This window comes from Mycobacterium sp. 852002-50816_SCH5313054-b, from assembly GCF_001667185.1.
Taxonomy (GTDB): domain Bacteria; phylum Actinomycetota; class Actinomycetes; order Mycobacteriales; family Mycobacteriaceae; genus Mycobacterium.
In genome coordinates this window covers 56,567-73,643 of record NZ_LZIC01000118.1, presented here as the reverse complement: position 1 = coordinate 73,643, position 17,077 = coordinate 56,567, and the positions used below count along the sequence as shown (strand labels likewise).

The following is a 17,077-nucleotide window of genomic DNA, read 5'->3' as shown; positions in this document are numbered from 1 at the left end:
CCCCGGGCCCCGGGGTTGGGGTTGGCGTCGGCAACGGTTCGTCATTGCTCGGTGGCACGTTGCCGCCATCGCCCGAGCCAAGCATGCCGTGGGGGAGTTGTTCTGTGGGACTGTCATCCCCGATGGCTTGCGCCGCGTCCGACATCGAACAGCCGGCGCAGCGGCCCCAGTAGATGACCTCCGCCCCGTCGAGCTGAAACCCGTTGGTGTCCGAGACGGTCAAGCAGGGAGCCGCACCGACGGTGCAGTCGACGTCCGCGATGGCCCCGCAACTCCGGCAGACCATGTGATGGTGGTTGTCGCCCACGCGAGTTTCGTAGCGCGCGACCGAGCCCGGCGGCTGAACCCGTCGCAAGAGAACGACTTCGGTCAGCGCGTGCAGGATGTCGTACACCGCTTGCCGGGACACGGCGGGAAGACAGGCGCGCACGGCTCCGATAATCGTTTCCGTATCGGCATGCGGGTTCAGGTGCACCGAATGGAGCACCGCGATCCGCGGGCGCGTCACGCGCAGATCCGCTGTACGAAGACTCTCCGCATAGCGCGCCACCGAGGGCACCTGCACCAGGCGAAGGTCTTTTCTCGAATTGATCAAGCCCCTGACCCTTTCCCTCGAACCGTGAAACCCGCTGGCGTAGGGAAGCCTTTGAGAACGATATGGGAAAACGGTATTTTCGCGGCGGGGCCAAGATTAAGGTCCTTCGGCACCTTGTGGTGGGTTTCGGACAAAATCGCGACACCTTTCCGAACTGCGGTTCCGTCAATTAACCAAATCTTGGGTCCGCCGGGCGCGGGGGCTCTCGGCCGAGCAAAGCGCGGTCGCTCGGTGTGCTGCTGGCATCCGCCCGGGGCTAAGTCTGGGGGGTCCGCCGCTACCCGGTCGCGCGCCCGAGGGCGGCCCGCGCGCCCAGCACCGCTCGCGTGGCTCGACCGTCGTCGAAGCTCGCCGACCACCGCCAGCGCCCCCGCCGGTCGGCCCACACGAGTTGAAGACCCCGCACCCCGGCCCCGTCGAGGGCGATCGCGGCGTTCATGTGCGCATCGGCCGCCTCCGCTGCCGAGTCGGCCAAGCAGCCCAACAGTTGCAGCGCCCGCGCCGGTGCGACGCCGGTCATCAACAACTCGGGCAACCCGCGGCCGGTCAGGCCGGGTCTGACATGGTTGGCCACACGCGATCCGCGGACCACGGAAAGCGTTGTGTGGGAAGGGGAGCTACGTCAGGCGACGCACCTTGCCGGCGTAGCCCAACGCGTGCTCGTAGGTGTCAAGGTTGTCGCGGGAAATCCGCGCGTGCACCGGGCGCTCGAGGAAGAAGCGCAGCACCGGGTGGTAGGCGTGGTAGGTCTCGTGGAAGGTCAGCACAGTGGTGCCGTCGGGCTGTTCTTCGAGTTCGTGGTAACCCTCCGCGCGGGACCACAGTGGCGCGCCGACCGCCACGTACCGCGACAGCTTGTTGATCTCGGCCTCGGTCACGCTCTCCCAGGACCGCCCCTTGCCACCGGACAACAGGTATTTGGGCACGGGAAAGACACAGGTGCGCACCAAGCCCTCGCCGGCCTCGTTGCCCTCGTTGAGGATTTCCATGCTCCCGGTGGGCCACTCGAGGACGCGGGGGCGCGGGGAGTTCGGCGGTACCGGCGGGTGGAGTACCCGCCAAACCTTCCTCGGCGGTGCGTCGATATGGAACCGCACGGTGTAGGACTGCATCAGCTCGCTCCCCAGCTATCCCAATAGGTGATGGTCTCCGCGGGCGGCCGCGCGGCCGGCCGGAAGTCGGTGCCGATGGTGTAGGCGACCGGGAACAGCGCGGCCTGGGTGGCCGTCGGCGGAATGCCGAGCAACTCGGCCACCTCTTGCTCCTTGGCCAGGTGCATCGTCGTCCACACCGATCCCAGCCCGCGGGACCGCAGCGCCAGCAAGAAGCTCCAGCCGGCCGGGATGATCGACGCCCAGGCCGATGCGGCGGTCAGCAGATTTGAGTTGTCGATGCGGTTGTCCAGGCAGGGGATGACGTGCACCGGCACCCGGGCCAGCGTGTCGGTCAGCGCCAGCGCGCCGGCGTACACGCGCTGGGTCTGCGGATCGGACGCCTCCTTCGCCGCGTAGGTGAGGTACTCGGCGCCGATGCTGCGATAGATGTCGCCGATCGCGGCGCGCTTGTCGGCATCGGTGATCACCAGCCATCGCCAATCCTGCGCGTTGCTGGCGGTGGGGGCCTGCATGGCGAGCCGTATGCACTCGAGGATCACATCGCGACCGACCGGCCGGCTCAGGTCGAGGCGTCTGCGCACCGCCCGCGTGGTGGTCAGCAGTTCGTCGACCGAGGCGAGGTCCATTGGGTCCTTCCCGACGGGAGGTCAGAGGTCGATGGCGCAGGACTGGTCGACGCCCAAGACGGTCAGCGAACGCCCCAGGCCGAGAAACACTGCGACGCACAGCGTGAGATCGAGGATCTCCTCGTCGGAGAATGACTCCCGCAGCCGCTCGAAGAACGCGTCGCCCATCGACGCGTGGTCTGTGGCGAAGCGCTCGGCATACTCGATGGCCAGACGCTGGCGCGGCGTGTAGCCCGGGTAGCTCGCGTAGGCGGCGACGTTGTCGTACAGCTCCGGGGCGACCCCGGCGTCGAGCACCGACTGGGCGCGGAAGTCAGAGCAGGCGACGCAGTCGTTGATCTGAGCGATTCGGATCCGGGCCAGCTCGCGCTCCTCGGCCGGCAGGATGCTCTGCTGGTAGGCGCCCCGAATCATCCGCTCGACCATGGAGCCGAGCTGCGGTCGCAGCGACCAGATCATGGCGGCTTCGCCACCGGGGCCATCCGGAACATTGACTCGGGCCATCCGTGAACTCCTGCCCCGGGAAGATCGTTACCTAGTGGAGCAAACCAGATTCTCAAGTCGGCTGTCTAGGTCGGCCCCGCATGCGATCGTGCATATGGATACCCGGCGCCAATCCGAAAATTTGGTTGGCTACGGTCCGTTGATTGAGGGCGCTCATCGGGCGAGCGTCCCGAATTTGGAGGTCTGTGCGTGCTGTTCATGCACGAGGTGCACAAGGTGCGCGGCCGCCTCGAGGATGACTTCGAGGCCGCGTTTCGAGAGGGCTGGATGCCGATGCTCGCCGCCGGAGGCGACGCGCGGTTGCTGTGGTACGCGAACCAGGCGCATGGCAGCGGTCCCGCCTACACGGTGATTACCGTGACCGCCGTTCGCGACGGGGCGGCGTGGGAGCGCCTGACCAAACGGGTCCAGCAGGGCGATCTGCAGGAGTGGATGCGCCACCTCGACGAGCTCCGCCACGAGGTCGACGCCAAGTTGCTGGTCCCGCTCCCGTGGTCGCCGCTGCCGGAGGTCGCCCTCGACGAGGTGCCGGTCGATGGGCGAGAGCACGAGATGAGCCTCTACATGGAAGACACCATGTGGCCCTACGAGGACAAGTTCGAGGAGTACATCGTCAGATGCGGTGAGGTCTACGCGAAGAGCCTCGCCGGACCCTCGTCCATGCTGAGCATGCACGCCGCATTCCAGCCCGCGCTCGGCAGCCACGTACGCCGCGAGGTGATCCTGATGCAGCGCATCAGCAGGCCGGAGGCGTTGCTCGATCTGCTCCGCACCCACATCCCCGCCGAGTACCGAGCCCCGGGGACCTGGATGTACGACGCCCTGGACCTGCGCGACCAGTGGACCAGCCGGCTGCTGCGCACCTCCACATGGTCACCGCTGTATTAGGACAGCGGGTGAACACCGGGACGATCCTCGACGCCGCCGCGGCCGGCGATCCCACCCGGGCTGCCTTGATCATCGACGGGCGCATCATCGGCTACGGCGAGCTCGCGACGACGGTGCGGTCGTGCGCCGCGGCCCTGGCCGCCCGGGGCGTGACGGCCGGGCAGCGGGTCGCGGTCGTCGACAACGGCAGCCTGATGTCGATCGCTTCCGTGCTCGGGGCGGCGCGCCTCGGCGCCGCGGCCGCGCTGATGAATCCCGCGCTGACGCCGCAGGAACTACAGGGACTGCTGAAAAACGCCGGCTGCGCCGACGTGGCGCTGGCGGGGGAGCAGTACGTCGAGCGGGTGCGCGACGCGGGCGCACCGGCGGTCTTGACGGTCGCCGACCTCACGGACGACGGCCCCGAGCCCCCGCCGCGCGCCGACGCCGAGGAAGCCATGGTGCTGTTCACCAGCGGCACGACCGGGCTCCCCAAGCCCGTCGGCATCTCCGGGCGGCAGCTCACCGCGCGGATCAAGGGAATGGCCGCGCCGTTCCGGGCGGACGCCGCACCCGCGGTGGGCATGATGTGTGTCCCGTTCTTTCACGTCGGCGGAGCGCTCGGCACGCTCGGCAGTTTGTACTCGGGCAACACGTCGGTGGTGCAGCCGCGCTTCGACGCCGGCGAGTGGCTGCGGCTGGTAGCGGAGCATCGGGTGGCGACGACCTTCATGGTGCCGACGATGCTGCAGCGCATCCTCGATCACCCCGACTTTGCGACCAGCGACCTGACCTCCTTGGTCGCCATCGCGTACGGGGCCGCCGCCGCGCCAATTGCCTTGGTGCGCAGGGCAATGGACGCGCTTCCGCACGTCGCGTTCGCCAATGTGTTCGGCCAGACCGAGACGCTCGGGGCGTACACCACCTTGCTGCCCCAGGATCACCGGGATCCGGCCCGGGCCGGATCGGTCGGCCGGCCGCTGCCCGGGGTCGACGTGCGAGTGGTGGACCCAGCCAGCGGCGATGACGTCGCGCCGGGAACGGTCGGCGAGCTCTGGGTGAACACCACCCAGAACGTCACCGAAGGCTGGCTGCGCACCGGTGATCTCGCCCGCCAGGATCCCGACGGCTACATCTTTCCGTGCGGCCGGCTGAGTGACACGATCAACCGCGGGGGAGAAAAGTTCGGACCGGTCGAAGTCGAGGAGGCCTTGCGTTCGCATCCGGCGGTGAGCGACGTCGCGGTCGCGGGCGTTGCCGACGACGAGCTCGGTCAGCGGGTCGGGGCGGCCGTAGTCGCTTGCGCCCCGGTGACACTCGAGCAACTGCGGTCCCACTGCCGCGAGTTGATCGCCTACTTCAAGCTGCCCGAGCGGCTGGCGATCGTCGACCAAATCCCCTACAACGCGACCGGCAAGGTCAGCCGGCGTCAGATCGCCGCGCTCATCGCGGATAGCGCCTGAAACCAGGGAGTGCCAGTGCTGTTTCTTCACGAGACCCACAAGGTGGTCGGCGCGCGGGAGCAAGAATTCGAAGCCGCCTACCGTGACGGCTGGATGCCCACGCTGGCCAACGGGGACGACGCCCGGCTGCTCTGGTACGCCAACCACGCCCACGGCTCCGGAGTGTCCTACAACGTCGTCACCATCACCGGGATCACCGACGGCGCGGCCTGGGAGAGCCTGGCCCGCCGCGCCCTGACCGGGGACCTTTGCCCTTGGATGCGCCAGCTGGACAACCTGCGCCACGAGGTGACGGGCAAGCTGCTGCTGCCCGTCTACTGGTCACCGCTGCAGACGGTCGACCTGGCCAGCGTGCCCACCACCGGCGCAACCCACCCGGTGAGCATGTTCATGGAGGACACCGGCTGGCCGCACGCACCGCTTGACGACTACATCCGGTCCTGGGACGAGATCTACTATCGGCCGCTGTCCCGAGCGCCGGCCGGTATGCGCATCCTCGACATCCAAGCGTGCTTCCAGGTGGCTCACGGCAGCTATCGTCGCCGAGAGGCCATGCTGTGGCAGAAGATTGACAACTCCAACAATTACGCGGCCCTCGTCCACCTGCTGACCAAGGAGGTCCCGGCCGCGCACCGGGCGCCGGGCAGCTACATGTTCGAGGCGCTGAAATTCCGCGATCAGTGGGAAAGCCGTCTGCTGCGGACGTCGGACTGGTCACCCCTGTACTGATGGACGTCGCGGACGCGCCCGTTTGCCTCGCCGATGATTATGGCCGCTGTGTCGAAATCCTCTTCAGCCGTTGCTGTTTCGAAGGCCTTCACCGCCCCGGCCAGTGAACCTGACAGTTGGTTCTCGTTGCCATGCCAGGTGTCGAGGCAAGCGCCCGTCACGGTTTGCATGCGGGCTCCAGCGGAAGCACCGGCCCGCCGGATTGCAGGGACAGCAGATACAGGTAGGTCGCCAGCGAATGTTCGCACAGCACCGAATATTTCACCAAAACCTTCGGCGGAAGCGGCACCAGCCGAATCGGGTTCAGGTCGTAGCGGGTGAGGACGTGCTCATAGTCGATGGGCGGCGGCAACGCGGGGACGACGTCCAGGCGGTTCGCGACGCGATAGGAGTTCTTGACCACCTGGTCAAAGGTGCTTGCAAACAGCGAATCCCCGGTGCGTGGGCTGGCATAGGTGTAGACGGACGGGTCGGTGAATGTCGTATTCGCCGCCACGTCGAGAGCGAGCAGCGTCGCCAGGGCTCCGCCCAGGCTGTGGCCGCAGATCGTGACGGAGCCGACGGGTTGCGAATATGGCAGCGTTGCAAGCGCTTTGACGACCGTCGGCGCCCCCGGGTCGGTGGCGGTCCGCAGGGACTGATACATGTCGGTGAAGCCGTCCTCCGTCTGGCCGGCGCCGGCCAGGAAGGGGCAGGGCACCTGGACAAACTCCGCGTCGTGAATCCATTCGAGCGTTCCCTCGGTGCCGCGGAGCGCGATTGCCACGTCGCCGGTCTTGTCGTCCTGACAGATCAGTCCGATGGATACTTCGACGTCGGCTCGGCCCGGGTTCATGTCCGTCGCAAGGTCATTGGCGTAGATCGTCGTGACCACGGTGTAGTCGATGCCGCCGGCGCTCAGGGCCTGGCCGGCCTTGTTCGTCAGATCGCCCGGCGACGTCGCATAGGTGGCGTTGACAAGTTGGCCGAATTCGATTGCCTTCGTTGCGTCGAACGCCGGCGCTGTCGACGGCATCAGCCGGCGAACGTTCCGGTGAACTGCGCCCGCCGGGACGCGGCCTGCGCGATCGCCTGCGCCGCCTGCGGCCCGGCGAGCCCCGGCGGGAGCTCGTACGTGGCGGGGAGCTGGTAGAGAGTGAACCGGTAGTGGTGCACGCCGGTGCCCGCGGGCGGGCAGGGCCCGCCGTACCCGGCCTGGCCGGCCGAGTTCGGCAGGCTGCTCCCGCCGGCGGGCGTCTGACCGTCCGCGGTGCTGCCGGCGCCGGGAGGAATTCCGGCGACGAGCCAGTGCACGTAGGGACCGCGCGGGGCGTCGGGGTCGTCGACCACAAGCGCCGCGCCCAGCGGCGCCGACCATGTCAACGGCGGCGCGACGTCGGCCCCCTTGCAGGTGTACTGCGCGGGAATCGGCGCGCCGTCGGCGAACGCCGGGCTACTGACGGTCAACGGCCCGTCGGCGGGCGCCTGCGCGACGGTGCGACCCAGAGTGGTCACCTTCGGCGTCGACGAACCCGTCATGCGGCCGCCACCGTTACCGCCGCAGCCGGGCAGCGCCGCGAGAAGCATCAGCCCGGCGCCGACCGACGCAATGCGGTGAAACGTGCTCGCCGGTATCGATTCCATAGAGGACAGTGTCGCTCCGGAATCGCGGGTCCGGAAGCTACTTGCCACCCTTGACTTCGAGCACCCGCTTACGCAGGCCGTCGGTCGCCGTCTCCATCAGCCCCTTGGCACCCCGCTTGACGAGGAATCCCGGCACCGGCGCGGAAAGATCGACGGTGAGGTCGAAACGCACCCGGGTGGAACCGCCGTCGGGTGTCAGCGTGTAACGGCCCTCCTGCGCGCGTTGCTGCTTCGAGCTCTCCAACGTCCAGCCCACGCCGTCGTCGTGAACGGAGTAGTCGAGCACCTGCTCGTCGCTGACTCCCACGATCTTCACCGTCTGCCGCGATTTGGTCGGACGGCCCTCGTCGTCGCGCTCCAGGATTTCGACCTTCTTGTGAAACGCGGACCACTCGGTCAACGACTCGAGGTCGAACAGCACGTCCATGATCTCGTCGGGGGTCGCGTCGATGACGACTTCGCGGGAATCGGTGATAGCCATAACGGACTAAGTAGCCACTGTCGCGGTAACAAAAACTCAGGGCACCAGGACGACCTTGCCGACGTTCTCCCTGGCCGCCAGGATGCGGTGGGCCTCGGGCGCCTCGGCGAACGGCACCGCCGCGTGCACGACGGGGGCGATGGTGCCTTCGTCGAGCGCCTTGGCCAGGGGAGTGATCCAGGGCTCGAGCGTGCCGCGATCGTCCCACAGCCGCAGCATGTTGAGGCCGATCACGGCCTTCGACTCCGAGAGCTGGTCCAGCAGGTTGAACCCGCGCAGCATCGCCAGCGCGTGCGGCGCGGCCGCGCGCAGCGAGCGCTTCTCCCCGTGCTGCATCGCCGAAACCCCGTAGCCCACCAGCCTTCCGCCCGGGCGCAGCAGTGCGTAGGACCGGCGCAGCGACGTGCCGCCCAGCGCGTCGAGCACCACGTCGTAGGGGCCGAGGCCCTTCCACCAGCCGTCGCGGCGGTAGTCGATCGCCCGGTCCACGCCCAGCTCGGCCAGCTTGGCGTGCTTGGCGGGCGAGGCGGTGCCGTGCACTTCCGCCCCGGCGGCCTTGGCGAACTGCACCGCGGCGATGCCGACACCGCCGGCGGCTGCGTGCACCAGGACCCGCTCGCCGGCGCGCAGCGACCCGTAACCGTGCAGCGCGGCCCAGGCGGTCGCGTAGTTGACGGGAACCGCCGCGCCCTGTTCGAAGCTCAGCGCGTCGGGGAGCCGCACCGAATCGTTCGCCGCCACGTTGACGACCTCGGCGTAGCCACCGAATCGCGTGCCGGCCAGCACCCGTTCGCCGACGCGGCCGGCGTCGACACCGTCGCCGACCGCCTCGACCGTCCCGGCCACTTCGTAGCCAACCACCGCGGGCAGTTTCGGCGCGTCGGGGTACATGCCGACGCGGGCGAGGTGGTCGGCGAAGTTCACCCCGGCCGCGCGCACGGCGACCCGCAGCTGGCCCGCTGCCGGCCGCGGCGGGTCGGGACGCTGTTGGACCTGCAGGACCGAAGGGTCGCCGTGCTTGGTGATGACGATGGCGCGCATCGTGGTTCCTCCTCGAGGGCTCAGGCCTGTGCGGCGGCGTCGGAAAGGCGGGGCAGGACGACGTCGCGCCAGCCGGGGCCCATGCGGTCGAAGGCCTCGGCCATCCTTTTTTCATCGAGGTCAAAACCGCTGTGCTCCAAGAATACTCGGGTTCCACTACCTTCCGGCTCCAGGCACCAGGTCAGCGTCCAGGCCGCGGTGAAGGTATAGACGAAGCGGTGCGGGGGATCCACCTCGAGCACCTTGCACGGTTGCCTGCCGTAGCCGGGCATGTCCAGGGCGAACTGGTGGCCGACGACGGCGGCCACGTCCCCCTCGGCCCACCACCGTCGCATCAGCTCAGGTTCGGTCAGCAGCCGCCACACCTTAACCGGTGGTGCGGCGACGAATTGGTCGACCCGGATGGTGGCGGGCGCCTTGCCCGCCACGGGCGTCTCGGTCATTCCAGCTCCTCGGCTGCCTCGGCGAGCCCGGCCAGTCGGGCGCGCCAGAACTTCTCGAACGGATGTAGCCACTCGCCGAGTTGCGCCAGCGGTTCCGCGGTCAGGCGGTAGATGCGCCGGCGCCCTTGCGGCTCGTCGGCCACCAGCCCCGCGTCGCGCAACACCTTGAGGTGCTCGGCGACCGCCGGGCGGCTGAGCTCGAACCGATCGCTGAGCTCCCCCGCGGACAGCGGCCGCGCCGTGAGGAGCTCCAGCAGCTCCCGGCGCACCGGGTTCGCCAGGGCGACAAAGACGCGATCGGCCGGAGCCACACTGCCAAGATATGTCGGGCGTTCCCGACATGTCAACTTTTTCCGACATATCCCGCCGTCGCGTCGTCGTTGCGGCTACCGTCCTGGTTGTGCACCTCGCCTGGGAACGACTGACCGACACGGTCCATCGCTGTCGGCTGGCGTTTTGCGACGTCACGATCGGGCTGGTGCGCGGCGCCGACGGAGCGCTGATCATCGACACCGGCACCACCCTCGCCGAAGCCGCTGCGATCGAGGCCGATGCACGACAGATCACGGGGCACCACGTGACTCACGTTGTGCTGACGCACAAGCACTTCGACCACGTCCTGGGTTCCTCGGCGTTCGATGATGCCGAAATCCATTGTGCGCCAGAGGTTGTCGAATACCTATCGTCGGCTACCGACCAACTGCGCGCACACGCGCTGAGCTACGGCGCGCAGGCCGCCGAAGTCGATCGCGCGATTTCGGCGTTGCGGCCACCTCGCAGCCGGCTATCCGACGCCACGATCGACCTCGGCGACCGCGCCGTTACGGTGACTCACCCGGGGCGCGGCCACACGACGGCGGACCTGGTCGTGATGGTGCCCGCCCGGGACGATGAAGAGGACCCGGTCGTGATGTTCACCGGCGACCTGGTCGAGGAGTCGGCCGACCCGTATATCGACGCCGATTCCGACCTGGCGGCCTGGCCGGCGACGCTGGATCGGCTGCTCGCGATCGGCGGCCCCCATGCCGTCTATGTCCCGGGGCACGGGAAGGTCGTCGACGCCGAGTTCATCCGTCGGCAGCGGGATTGGTTGAGCGCCCGCGGCAGGCCGCGATCAAGGCATCCGGATCGGTGACGCTGACCCACAAGGAGCGCAGGGTCACCGACCTGATCCAGACTTTCGCCTGCACCGGGGGCTCTATCGTCAACGCCACCAACCCCTTGCCCGACCCGTTGACCAACCAGCGACCTCGCGAGTAGTGCACGCCCCAGGCGAACACACGCTCGTTGGCCGGTTCGGCCTTGGTGATCGACGCCAGCGGGATGTCGGCTTCGAACGCCCAGCCCATCTTCACGTGCAGCACGCCCGCGTTCAACCGGATCTCGCTGCGGCTGGGGCCCAGTCCGACCGGAACCGCGAGGGGACGATACCAACGCTCAAAACGTAAACTCGTCTGCACGGTAGGAGGCTACCGGTCGCCGACCCGCTTTGCTGGTTATCGAGAACGGGTGGCACCGAAACGTACTCGCGTCCACGAAACGCGTTGCGGCGCACGGGGCCGCGCGGCCAAAACCGGCCGCCCGATCCCGGCGGGCCGAAATGCCGGAGTACGGCAGAGCTAAAGTTTCGGTTCGGGACGATTTACCCCTGATTGAACCGCTATGTCCGGGGATAAACTCACGGTCAGCGGATTCGTGCTGAAAGAGGAGCGTAACCCCATGGCCATCATCGAAACGGACACACCGGTCCGCACGCCGTTCGAGCAGGACGTCGAGGCTACGCAGCGATACTTCGAGGGTTCGCGCTTTGCCCGGATCACCCGCCTGTACACGGCGCGCCAGGTCGCCGAGCAGCGCGGCACCATCCCGACCGATTACCCCGTGGCGCGTGAGGCGGCCGCGGCGTTCTACGACCGGTTGCGCGAACTCTTCGCGGCCAAGAAGAGCATCACGACGTTCGGCCCCTATTCGCCCGGCCAGGCGGTGAGCATGAAGCGGATGGGCATCGAAGCCATCTACCTCGGCGGTTGGGCGACCTCGGCCAAGGGTTCCACCACCGAGGATCCCGGCCCCGACCTCGCCAGCTACCCGCTGAGCCAGGTGCCCGACGACGCGGCGGTGCTGGTGCGCGCCCTCCTCACGGCCGACCGCAATCAGCAGTACCAGCGTCTGCGGATGAGCGAACAGAAGCGCGCCGCGGCCAAGGAATACGACTTCCGGCCGTTCATCATCGCCGACGCCGACACCGGCCACGGTGGTGACCCGCACGTGCGCAACCTGATCCGCCGCTTCGTCGAGGTCGGCGTGCCGGGGTATCACATCGAAGACCAGCGCCCCGGTACCAAGAAGTGCGGCCATCAGGGCGGCAAGGTCCTGGTGCCGTCGGACGAACAGATCAAGCGCCTCAACGCCGCTCGGTTCCAGCTCGACGTCATGCGGGTGCCCGGCATCATTGTCGCGCGCACTGACGCCGAGGCGGCCAACCTGCTCGACAGCCGTGCCGACGAGCGCGACCAGCCGTTCCTGCTCGGCGTCACCAACCTCGACATTCCTTCGTACAAGGCGTGCTTCCTGGCGATGGTGCGCCGCTTCTACGAGCTGGGAGTCAAAGACCTCAATGGTCACCTTCTCTACGCGCTGCCCGAAGGCGAGTACGCCGCTGCCACAGCCTGGCTGGAGCGCCAGGGCATCCAAAGCCTGATCTCGGACGCCGTAAATGCGTGGCGAGAGAACGGAAACCAATCGATCGACGACCTCTTCGACCAGGTCGAGTCGCGGTTCATTGCCGCCTGGGAGGACGACGCGGGGCTGATGACCTACGGCGAGGCCGTGGCCGACGTGCTCGCATTCGACGCCAGTGAGGGCGAGCCGCGCGAGATGAGCTCGGATGAGTGGCGTGCCTTCGCCGGGCGCGCCTCGCTCTACGCCGCGCGGGCCAAGGCAAAGGAGCTGGGCGTCAACCCCGGTTGGGATTGCGAGCTGGCGAAGACCCCCGAGGGCTACTACCAGATCCGCGGCGGCATACCGTACGCCATCGCCAAGTCGTTGGCCGCCGCGCCGTTCGCCGACATCCTCTGGATGGAGACGAAGACCGCGGATCTGGCCGACGCGCGGCAGTTCGCCGACGCCATCCACGCCGAGTTCCCCGACCAGATGCTGGCGTACAACCTTTCGCCGTCGTTCAACTGGGACACCACCGGCATGACCGACGAGCAGATGAAAGAGTTCCCCGAAGAGCTCGGCAAGATGGGATTTGTCTTCAACTTCATCACCTACGGCGGACACCAGATCGACGGCGTCGCCGCCGAGGAGTTCGCCACCGCCCTCAAGCAGGACGGCATGCTGGCGCTGGCCCGCCTGCAACGGAAGATGCGCCTGGTCGAGTCCCCTTACCGCACACCGCAAACCCTGGTCGGCGGGCCGCGCAGCGACGCGGCGTTGACCGCCTCCTCGGGCCGGACCGCGACCACCAAGGCGATGGGCGAGGGTTCGACCCAGCACCAGCACCTGGTGCAAACGGAGGTGCCGAAGAAGCTGCTCGAGGAGTGGCTGGCGATGTGGAGCGAGTACTACCAGCTCGGCGAGAAGCTCCGCGTGCAGCTGCGGCCGCGCCGGGCGGGCTCGGATGTGCTCGAACTCGGCATCTACGGCGACGGCGAGGAGCAGCTGGCGAATGTCGTCGTCGACCCGATCAAGGACCGGCACGGCCGCAGCATCCTTCAGGTGCGCGACCAGAACACCTTCGCCGAGAAGCTGCGGCAGAAGCGGCTGATGACCTTGATCCACCTGTGGCTGGTGCACCGCTTCAAGGCCGACGCGGTGATCTACGTGACGCCGACCGAGGACAACCTCTATCAGACTTCGAAGATGAAGTCCCACGGCATCTTCAGCGAGGTCTATCAGGAGGTCGGCGAGATCATCGTCGCCGAGGTGAATCGCCCGCGCATCACCGAGCTGCTGACGCCCGACCGCGTGGCACTGCGGAAGCTGATCACCAAGGAGGGCTAGTCACCGGCGACTGTCACCCCACAAAGTTCCTGCCAGGGTAGCGCGTCGCCAGCGACCCAGTCGTCGTCCGCGGCGCCGGCCGCAGCGTGCAATGCGGCGACTCTGACCTGCTGCGTTTCCGGCGAGAACTGCTAGCTCCCGATACACCCGGGCCGCTGGATCGACCTCGATCCGGCGGCCCTGTGCCGTTTGCGGCCGCGCGCGCCGGGGTACGGAGAAGTGGACTGCAATAAGTGTGGTGCGAGGGGAGATTGGGGAAGCTGATGAGATCTGGAGCCAGGAACGCCGTCGCGCTCGTGGGCGGTTCGGCCATGCTCGTATTGGCGGTCGGATGCGGCGGCGGCAATAAGGGGCCGGCCAGCAGCAGCACGACGCCATCGACCACCACCACTCCTACGTCCAGCATCGCGCCGTCCACCGCACCGGGTGGGGGCGGCGGCGCCCCCGGTGGTCCCACCGGCGGCGGGGGCCCGGGCGGCGGAGGCGGCAGCGTGCCCGGTGGCCCGACCGGCGGTGGCGGTCCCGGCGGCGGCGGCGGCAGCGTGCCCGGTGGCCCGACCGGCGGTGGCGGTCCCGGCGGCGGGAGCGGCAGCATCCCCGGCGTCGGTGGTGGCGGCGGCGGACCGGGTGGCGGCGGCGGTTGCGTCGGCAACCTCTGCGGCGGCTACTGATCGCTGACCGTCGGCGAAGACTTGCTCCGATAGCCGGTGGGGCCATGTGAATCTGGCCCCGCCGGCTGAGCAATCCCTTTTGGCCTAACCCATGGCGAGTTGAGTTATGGTTCTCCGCAACTCGACTGCAAGGGGTTCCCCATGGCCAAGCTCAGGTTTGGATACTTCATCGCCCCGTTTCACCGGGCCGGCACCAACCCGACTCTTGCCCTGCAACGCGACCTCGAGTTCGTCGAACATCTCGACGCGCTCGGCTTCGACGAAGCCTGGATCGGCGAGCATCACTCCGCCGGCAGCGAGATCATCAGCTCGCCGGAAATCTTCATCGCGGCGGCCGCTGAACGCGCGAAGCGCATTCGTTTTGGGACCGGGGTCATTTCGCTCTCCTACCACAACCCGCTCTGGGTCGCCGACCGGTTGATGCTGCTGGATCACCTCACCCACGGGCGCATCATCGGGGGGGTGGGCCCCGGTTCGCTGCCCACGGACTCCGCGATGATCGGGCTGAATCCCACCGACACACGCGAGCTTCTCGAGACCAACCTCGACATCGTCGTCCGGTTGCTGGCGGGGGAGACGGTGAGCGCAAAGACCCCCACGCATCAGCTTTTTGACGCCAAGTTGCAGCTGGCCCCGTACTCCGAAGGGGGGATACCGCTGGCGGTCGCGGCGGTCGCCTCGCCGACCGGTGCCCGGCTGGCCGGCAAGCACGGCATCGGGCTGCTATCGATCGGGGCGACGCTGATCGTCGAAGGCTTCGACGCGCTGTCCTATCACTGGAACATCGTCGAGGAGCGCGCCGCGGCCTTCGGCACGCAGGTCGACCGCAGCAACTGGAGCCTGGTCGGGCCCATGCACATCGCCGAGACCGACGAACAGGCCCGTGCCGACGTGAAATTCGGCATCGAGTCGTGGTTCAACTACTTCCAGAAGGTGGCGGCGTTCCCCCAGATGACGATGCCGGGCGAGCAGCTCGACGAAATGATCGACGTCATCAACGACAACGGGGCGGGCGTCATCGGCACGCCGGAGCGGGCTCGCGCCCAGGTGCAGCGGCTCTGGGATCAGTCCGGCGGCTTCGGCTGCTTCCTGCAGATGGGCCACGAGTGGGCGAACCCCGCGGCCACCAAGCGATCGGCCGAGCTGTTCGCCGCCGAGGTCATGCCCCACTTTCAGGGCCTGGCGCAGCCGACGCTGGACGCCGCGGCGCGGGCCGGGCAGGTGCGGGACGACCTGGCACAATCGCAGCTGCAGGCCGTCGAGCACATGGCCAAGAAATACGAAAACGAGAAACGGCCCTGAACGGCCCTTAAGGATTTTCCGTGGTCACCGGGTTGGGGGTCGCCGGATTTGTTACCCCTGGAAGTTGCCCCGGCCAGGGCGGCAGTGCGGTATTCGGTTCAGCCGTCGGCGCGACTTCTACCGGAACGCATTTCTTCGCGGTGAGCGCGTTTTTCCATGCGCCGGGCGGGTTCGGCGCGGCCGACAGCGAACCGTCAGGACAGCGGAACGAACACGAACCTTCCAGCGCCCCCAGCGGAGTGATGACCGAAGCGCTGAACAGGAAGATGTTGATTCCGCCGACACCTTGCACGGCGCCGCCGCCGTATTCGCAGTGCCAGCGGCTGCCGTTCTCCTCAACCGGGAAGTCGCACCAGTAGTGGTAGGCCCCCATTTCCATGCCGGATCCCCCCACGCCGGGGTAGTCGCACAACCCGGGGCCGGGCACGTTCCCGCCGATATCCGCTTGCGCCACGGGAACACTCAGACCTAGCCATGCGGCGGCCACTATGCCGAAAATAGCGAATCGTTTCATTCGTTCACCTCTTCACAGCGACCGACGTCGCATCACCTACGACGCCTTGAGTAACTTGCCTCCCGATGTCTCGCTCAAACTCAGCCCGTGCCTCATTAGCCCAGAATTCCGATCACCGCGCCGTCATTTTCGATCAATAACTCATATTGCTGCGATAGCCACTTCTCAGCTGGCAGCTAGTCACGGGCGCGAACCTCAATGGATGACCATCCAGGAAACCGGCACGGCGCGTCGGCAATGGCGGCGCCTCCAACTGATTTTCGCCGGGGCCGCGGTCCTCGCGACGGTTGCGCTTTTCGGCACGGCGCGCCCCGCCGTGGCCCTGGCCGCTCCGGTCAGTGGCGCCTTCGGCGGCTTCACCGCCGACGACAGCGACGACCAGGCCCAGTTGCAGCAACAGCTGGCTCAGCAACAGCTGCAGCAGTCCATGCAACAGGCCGAGGAACAAAACGAACAGGCCCAACAGCAGGCTCAGCAAGCCGAGCAACAAGGTCAATGGGTCGAGGATCACCCCGGCCCGTAGCTACCGGCCGCCGGTTGACTCGCGCTCGGCCGCCTGCACCAGCCGGCCCGAGAAGAACCGGACCGCCCCGCCCAGCGCGGCCCGCATCACCGGACCCGTTCCGCGCGCCCCCTCGACGAACTCGCCCGTCCAGCGGATGTCGGTGCCGCCCGACGGATTCGGGGTGAAGACCACCTCGCCGAAGTAATCCTTGGCCGGGCTGGGCGGCCCGACCAGTTTGTAGGCGTGGCGGCGGTCCTGCTCGTAGGCGACGGTTTCCTCCTGCACCAGCAGCGGCCACATCCCGACCTTGCGGACGGCCCCGACGCCCCCCGGCGCCGGATCCCCCTGGCGCGCCCAACTCGAGTGAAGAACGATCGGCTTGGCCCACTTCGACCAATTGGCACCGTCGGCGACCAGCCGAAACAACGTCGCCGCGGGCGCGCTGCTGGTGCGGTTGATTTCGAACGAAAACTTGCGACCCGACATCCCGCGTACCCTACGCGTCGAGTGTGGGGCCTACGCACGAATTCCAGGCGATTTTGGTACCTAGCCCCCACGGTCGGCGAGCCCGGTCACGGTGCGTCCGTCCC

21 protein-coding genes and 1 pseudogene are annotated in these 17,077 nt (G+C 67.8%); 8 read left to right on the top strand and 14 right to left on the bottom strand.

The features are described 5' to 3' along the window. Nucleotides 1-121 precede the first annotated feature (121 nt). The 5 genes and pseudogenes from A5787_RS21670 to A5787_RS21650 form a co-directional block, all read right to left on the bottom strand. A pseudogene (locus A5787_RS21670) lies at nt 122-559 on the bottom strand (Fur family transcriptional regulator); the annotation flags it as partial. 313 nt (nt 560-872) lie between these two features. Beyond that, nucleotides 873-1,169 carry a hypothetical protein gene (locus tag A5787_RS21665; RefSeq protein ID WP_066970820.1) on the bottom strand — a complete coding sequence of 99 codons (297 nt, stop codon included), beginning with the start codon at nt 1,167-1,169 and terminating at the stop codon, nt 873-875. 43 nt (nt 1,170-1,212) lie between these two features. Next, on the bottom strand, nt 1,213-1,707 hold the full coding sequence (locus A5787_RS21660) for an SRPBCC family protein (protein WP_066970818.1): 495 nt from the start codon (nt 1,705-1,707) through the stop codon (nt 1,213-1,215). After that, a complete protein-coding gene (locus A5787_RS21655; RefSeq protein ID WP_066970816.1) occupies nt 1,707-2,336 on the bottom strand; it encodes a nitroreductase family protein in 630 nt (209 codons plus the stop codon). The genes A5787_RS21660 and A5787_RS21655 overlap by 1 nt, the downstream gene beginning before the upstream one ends. A gap of 21 nt (nt 2,337-2,357) precedes the next feature. Then, a complete protein-coding gene (locus A5787_RS21650; RefSeq protein ID WP_066970814.1) occupies nt 2,358-2,840 on the bottom strand; it encodes a carboxymuconolactone decarboxylase family protein in 483 nt (160 codons plus the stop codon). Between the two features lie 198 nt (nt 2,841-3,038). On the opposite strand from A5787_RS21650, the gene A5787_RS21645 reads away from it, so the two are divergent. The 3 genes from A5787_RS21645 to A5787_RS21635 are packed head-to-tail and all read left to right on the top strand — an operon-like array spanning nt 3,039 to nt 5,899. Next, nucleotides 3,039-3,728, top strand: coding sequence for a hypothetical protein (locus tag A5787_RS21645; protein ID WP_231994106.1), 690 nt, complete (start codon nt 3,039-3,041; stop codon nt 3,726-3,728). Between the two features lie 8 nt (nt 3,729-3,736). Next, nucleotides 3,737-5,170, top strand: a complete 1,434-nt coding sequence (locus A5787_RS21640) for a class I adenylate-forming enzyme family protein (RefSeq protein ID WP_066970810.1) — start codon at nt 3,737-3,739, stop codon at nt 5,168-5,170. 15 nt (nt 5,171-5,185) lie between these two features. Further along, nucleotides 5,186-5,899, top strand: coding sequence for a hypothetical protein (locus tag A5787_RS21635; protein WP_066970808.1), 714 nt, complete (start codon nt 5,186-5,188; stop codon nt 5,897-5,899). Between the two features lie 157 nt (nt 5,900-6,056). On the opposite strand, the gene A5787_RS21630 is transcribed toward A5787_RS21635, so the two are convergent. From A5787_RS21630 to A5787_RS21605, 6 genes are read right to left on the bottom strand one after another with little or no spacing between them, the layout of a single operon-like run. Then, nucleotides 6,057-6,914: a lipase family protein gene (locus A5787_RS21630; protein WP_066970806.1), complete on the bottom strand. Its 858-nt coding sequence runs from the start codon at nt 6,912-6,914 to the stop codon at nt 6,057-6,059. Next, on the bottom strand, nt 6,914-7,522 hold the full coding sequence (locus A5787_RS21625; protein ID WP_066970804.1) for a YbhB/YbcL family Raf kinase inhibitor-like protein: 609 nt from the start codon (nt 7,520-7,522) through the stop codon (nt 6,914-6,916). The genes A5787_RS21630 and A5787_RS21625 overlap by 1 nt, the downstream gene beginning before the upstream one ends. A 37-nt stretch (nt 7,523-7,559) precedes the next feature. After that, nucleotides 7,560-8,003: an SRPBCC family protein gene (locus A5787_RS21620; RefSeq protein WP_066970802.1), complete on the bottom strand. Its 444-nt coding sequence runs from the start codon at nt 8,001-8,003 to the stop codon at nt 7,560-7,562. Nucleotides 8,004-8,039: 36 nt separating this feature from the next. Then, nucleotides 8,040-9,044: a medium chain dehydrogenase/reductase family protein gene (locus A5787_RS21615; protein WP_066970800.1), complete on the bottom strand. Its 1,005-nt coding sequence runs from the start codon at nt 9,042-9,044 to the stop codon at nt 8,040-8,042. A gap of 20 nt (nt 9,045-9,064) precedes the next feature. Then, nucleotides 9,065-9,487: an SRPBCC domain-containing protein gene (locus A5787_RS21610; protein ID WP_066970798.1), complete on the bottom strand. Its 423-nt coding sequence runs from the start codon at nt 9,485-9,487 to the stop codon at nt 9,065-9,067. Beyond that, on the bottom strand, nt 9,484-9,798 hold the full coding sequence (locus A5787_RS21605) for a helix-turn-helix transcriptional regulator (protein WP_082977367.1): 315 nt from the start codon (nt 9,796-9,798) through the stop codon (nt 9,484-9,486). The genes A5787_RS21610 and A5787_RS21605 overlap by 4 nt, the downstream gene beginning before the upstream one ends. An 89-nt stretch (nt 9,799-9,887) precedes the next feature. On the opposite strand from A5787_RS21605, the gene A5787_RS21600 reads away from it, so the two are divergent. After that, complete coding sequence (locus A5787_RS21600; RefSeq protein ID WP_066970796.1) at nt 9,888-10,622, top strand: MBL fold metallo-hydrolase; 735 nt, start codon at nt 9,888-9,890, stop codon at nt 10,620-10,622. Here the strand turns inward: A5787_RS21600 and A5787_RS21595 are convergent. Continuing rightward, complete coding sequence (locus A5787_RS21595) at nt 10,555-10,947, bottom strand: hypothetical protein (protein WP_066970794.1); 393 nt, start codon at nt 10,945-10,947, stop codon at nt 10,555-10,557. The two genes, A5787_RS21600 and A5787_RS21595, sit on opposite strands and share 68 nt — an antisense overlap. Before the next feature lie 259 nt (nt 10,948-11,206). Between A5787_RS21595 and aceA the strand changes: the two genes are divergently transcribed. The 3 genes from aceA (at nt 11,207) to A5787_RS21580 (ending at nt 15,468) form a co-directional block, all read left to right on the top strand. After that, complete coding sequence (aceA, locus tag A5787_RS21590; protein ID WP_066970841.1) at nt 11,207-13,495, top strand: isocitrate lyase ICL2; 2,289 nt, start codon at nt 11,207-11,209, stop codon at nt 13,493-13,495. Nucleotides 13,496-13,758: 263 nt separating this feature from the next. Next, entirely contained in the window at nt 13,759-14,166 is a 408-nt protein-coding gene (locus tag A5787_RS27470; protein ID WP_066970792.1) for a hypothetical protein, read from the top strand. Nucleotides 14,167-14,307: 141 nt separating this feature from the next. Beyond that, entirely contained in the window at nt 14,308-15,468 is a 1,161-nt protein-coding gene (locus tag A5787_RS21580; RefSeq protein ID WP_066970791.1) for an LLM class flavin-dependent oxidoreductase, read from the top strand. Nucleotides 15,469-15,475: 7 nt separating this feature from the next. On the opposite strand, the gene A5787_RS21575 is transcribed toward A5787_RS21580, so the two are convergent. After that, a complete protein-coding gene (locus A5787_RS21575; RefSeq protein WP_156764066.1) occupies nt 15,476-15,982 on the bottom strand; it encodes a hypothetical protein in 507 nt (168 codons plus the stop codon). Between the two features lie 202 nt (nt 15,983-16,184). Between A5787_RS21575 and A5787_RS21570 the strand changes: the two genes are divergently transcribed. Further along, nucleotides 16,185-16,505, top strand: coding sequence for a hypothetical protein (locus tag A5787_RS21570; protein ID WP_066970786.1), 321 nt, complete (start codon nt 16,185-16,187; stop codon nt 16,503-16,505). On the opposite strand, the gene A5787_RS21565 is transcribed toward A5787_RS21570, so the two are convergent. After that, nucleotides 16,506-16,973 (bottom strand): SRPBCC family protein, encoded by a 468-nt coding sequence (locus A5787_RS21565; RefSeq protein WP_066970784.1) that lies wholly within the window; start codon nt 16,971-16,973, stop codon nt 16,506-16,508. Nucleotides 16,974-17,077 lie beyond the last annotated feature (104 nt).

Coding starts and splice junctions, on each gene's coding strand:
- A5787_RS21615 (WP_066970800.1), bottom strand. CDS start 9,044: ATGCGCGCCATCGTCATCACCAAGCACGGCGACCCTTCGGTCCTGCAG.
- A5787_RS21565 (WP_066970784.1), bottom strand. CDS start 16,973: ATGTCGGGTCGCAAGTTTTCGTTCGAAATCAACCGCACCAGCAGCGCG.
- A5787_RS21655 (WP_066970816.1), bottom strand. CDS start 2,336: ATGGACCTCGCCTCGGTCGACGAACTGCTGACCACCACGCGGGCGGTG.
- A5787_RS21570 (WP_066970786.1), top strand. CDS start 16,185: ATGACCATCCAGGAAACCGGCACGGCGCGTCGGCAATGGCGGCGCCTC.
- aceA (WP_066970841.1), top strand. CDS start 11,207: ATGGCCATCATCGAAACGGACACACCGGTCCGCACGCCGTTCGAGCAG.
- A5787_RS21645 (WP_231994106.1), top strand. CDS start 3,039: ATGCACGAGGTGCACAAGGTGCGCGGCCGCCTCGAGGATGACTTCGAG.
- A5787_RS21620 (WP_066970802.1), bottom strand. CDS start 8,003: ATGGCTATCACCGATTCCCGCGAAGTCGTCATCGACGCGACCCCCGAC.
- A5787_RS21660 (WP_066970818.1), bottom strand. CDS start 1,707: ATGCAGTCCTACACCGTGCGGTTCCATATCGACGCACCGCCGAGGAAG.
- A5787_RS21630 (WP_066970806.1), bottom strand. CDS start 6,914: ATGCCGTCGACAGCGCCGGCGTTCGACGCAACGAAGGCAATCGAATTC.
- A5787_RS21625 (WP_066970804.1), bottom strand. CDS start 7,522: ATGGAATCGATACCGGCGAGCACGTTTCACCGCATTGCGTCGGTCGGC.
- A5787_RS21610 (WP_066970798.1), bottom strand. CDS start 9,487: ATGACCGAGACGCCCGTGGCGGGCAAGGCGCCCGCCACCATCCGGGTC.
- A5787_RS21650 (WP_066970814.1), bottom strand. CDS start 2,840: ATGGCCCGAGTCAATGTTCCGGATGGCCCCGGTGGCGAAGCCGCCATG.
- A5787_RS21580 (WP_066970791.1), top strand. CDS start 14,308: ATGGCCAAGCTCAGGTTTGGATACTTCATCGCCCCGTTTCACCGGGCC.
- A5787_RS21575 (WP_156764066.1), bottom strand. CDS start 15,982: ATGAAACGATTCGCTATTTTCGGCATAGTGGCCGCCGCATGGCTAGGT.
- A5787_RS27470 (WP_066970792.1), top strand. CDS start 13,759: ATGAGATCTGGAGCCAGGAACGCCGTCGCGCTCGTGGGCGGTTCGGCC.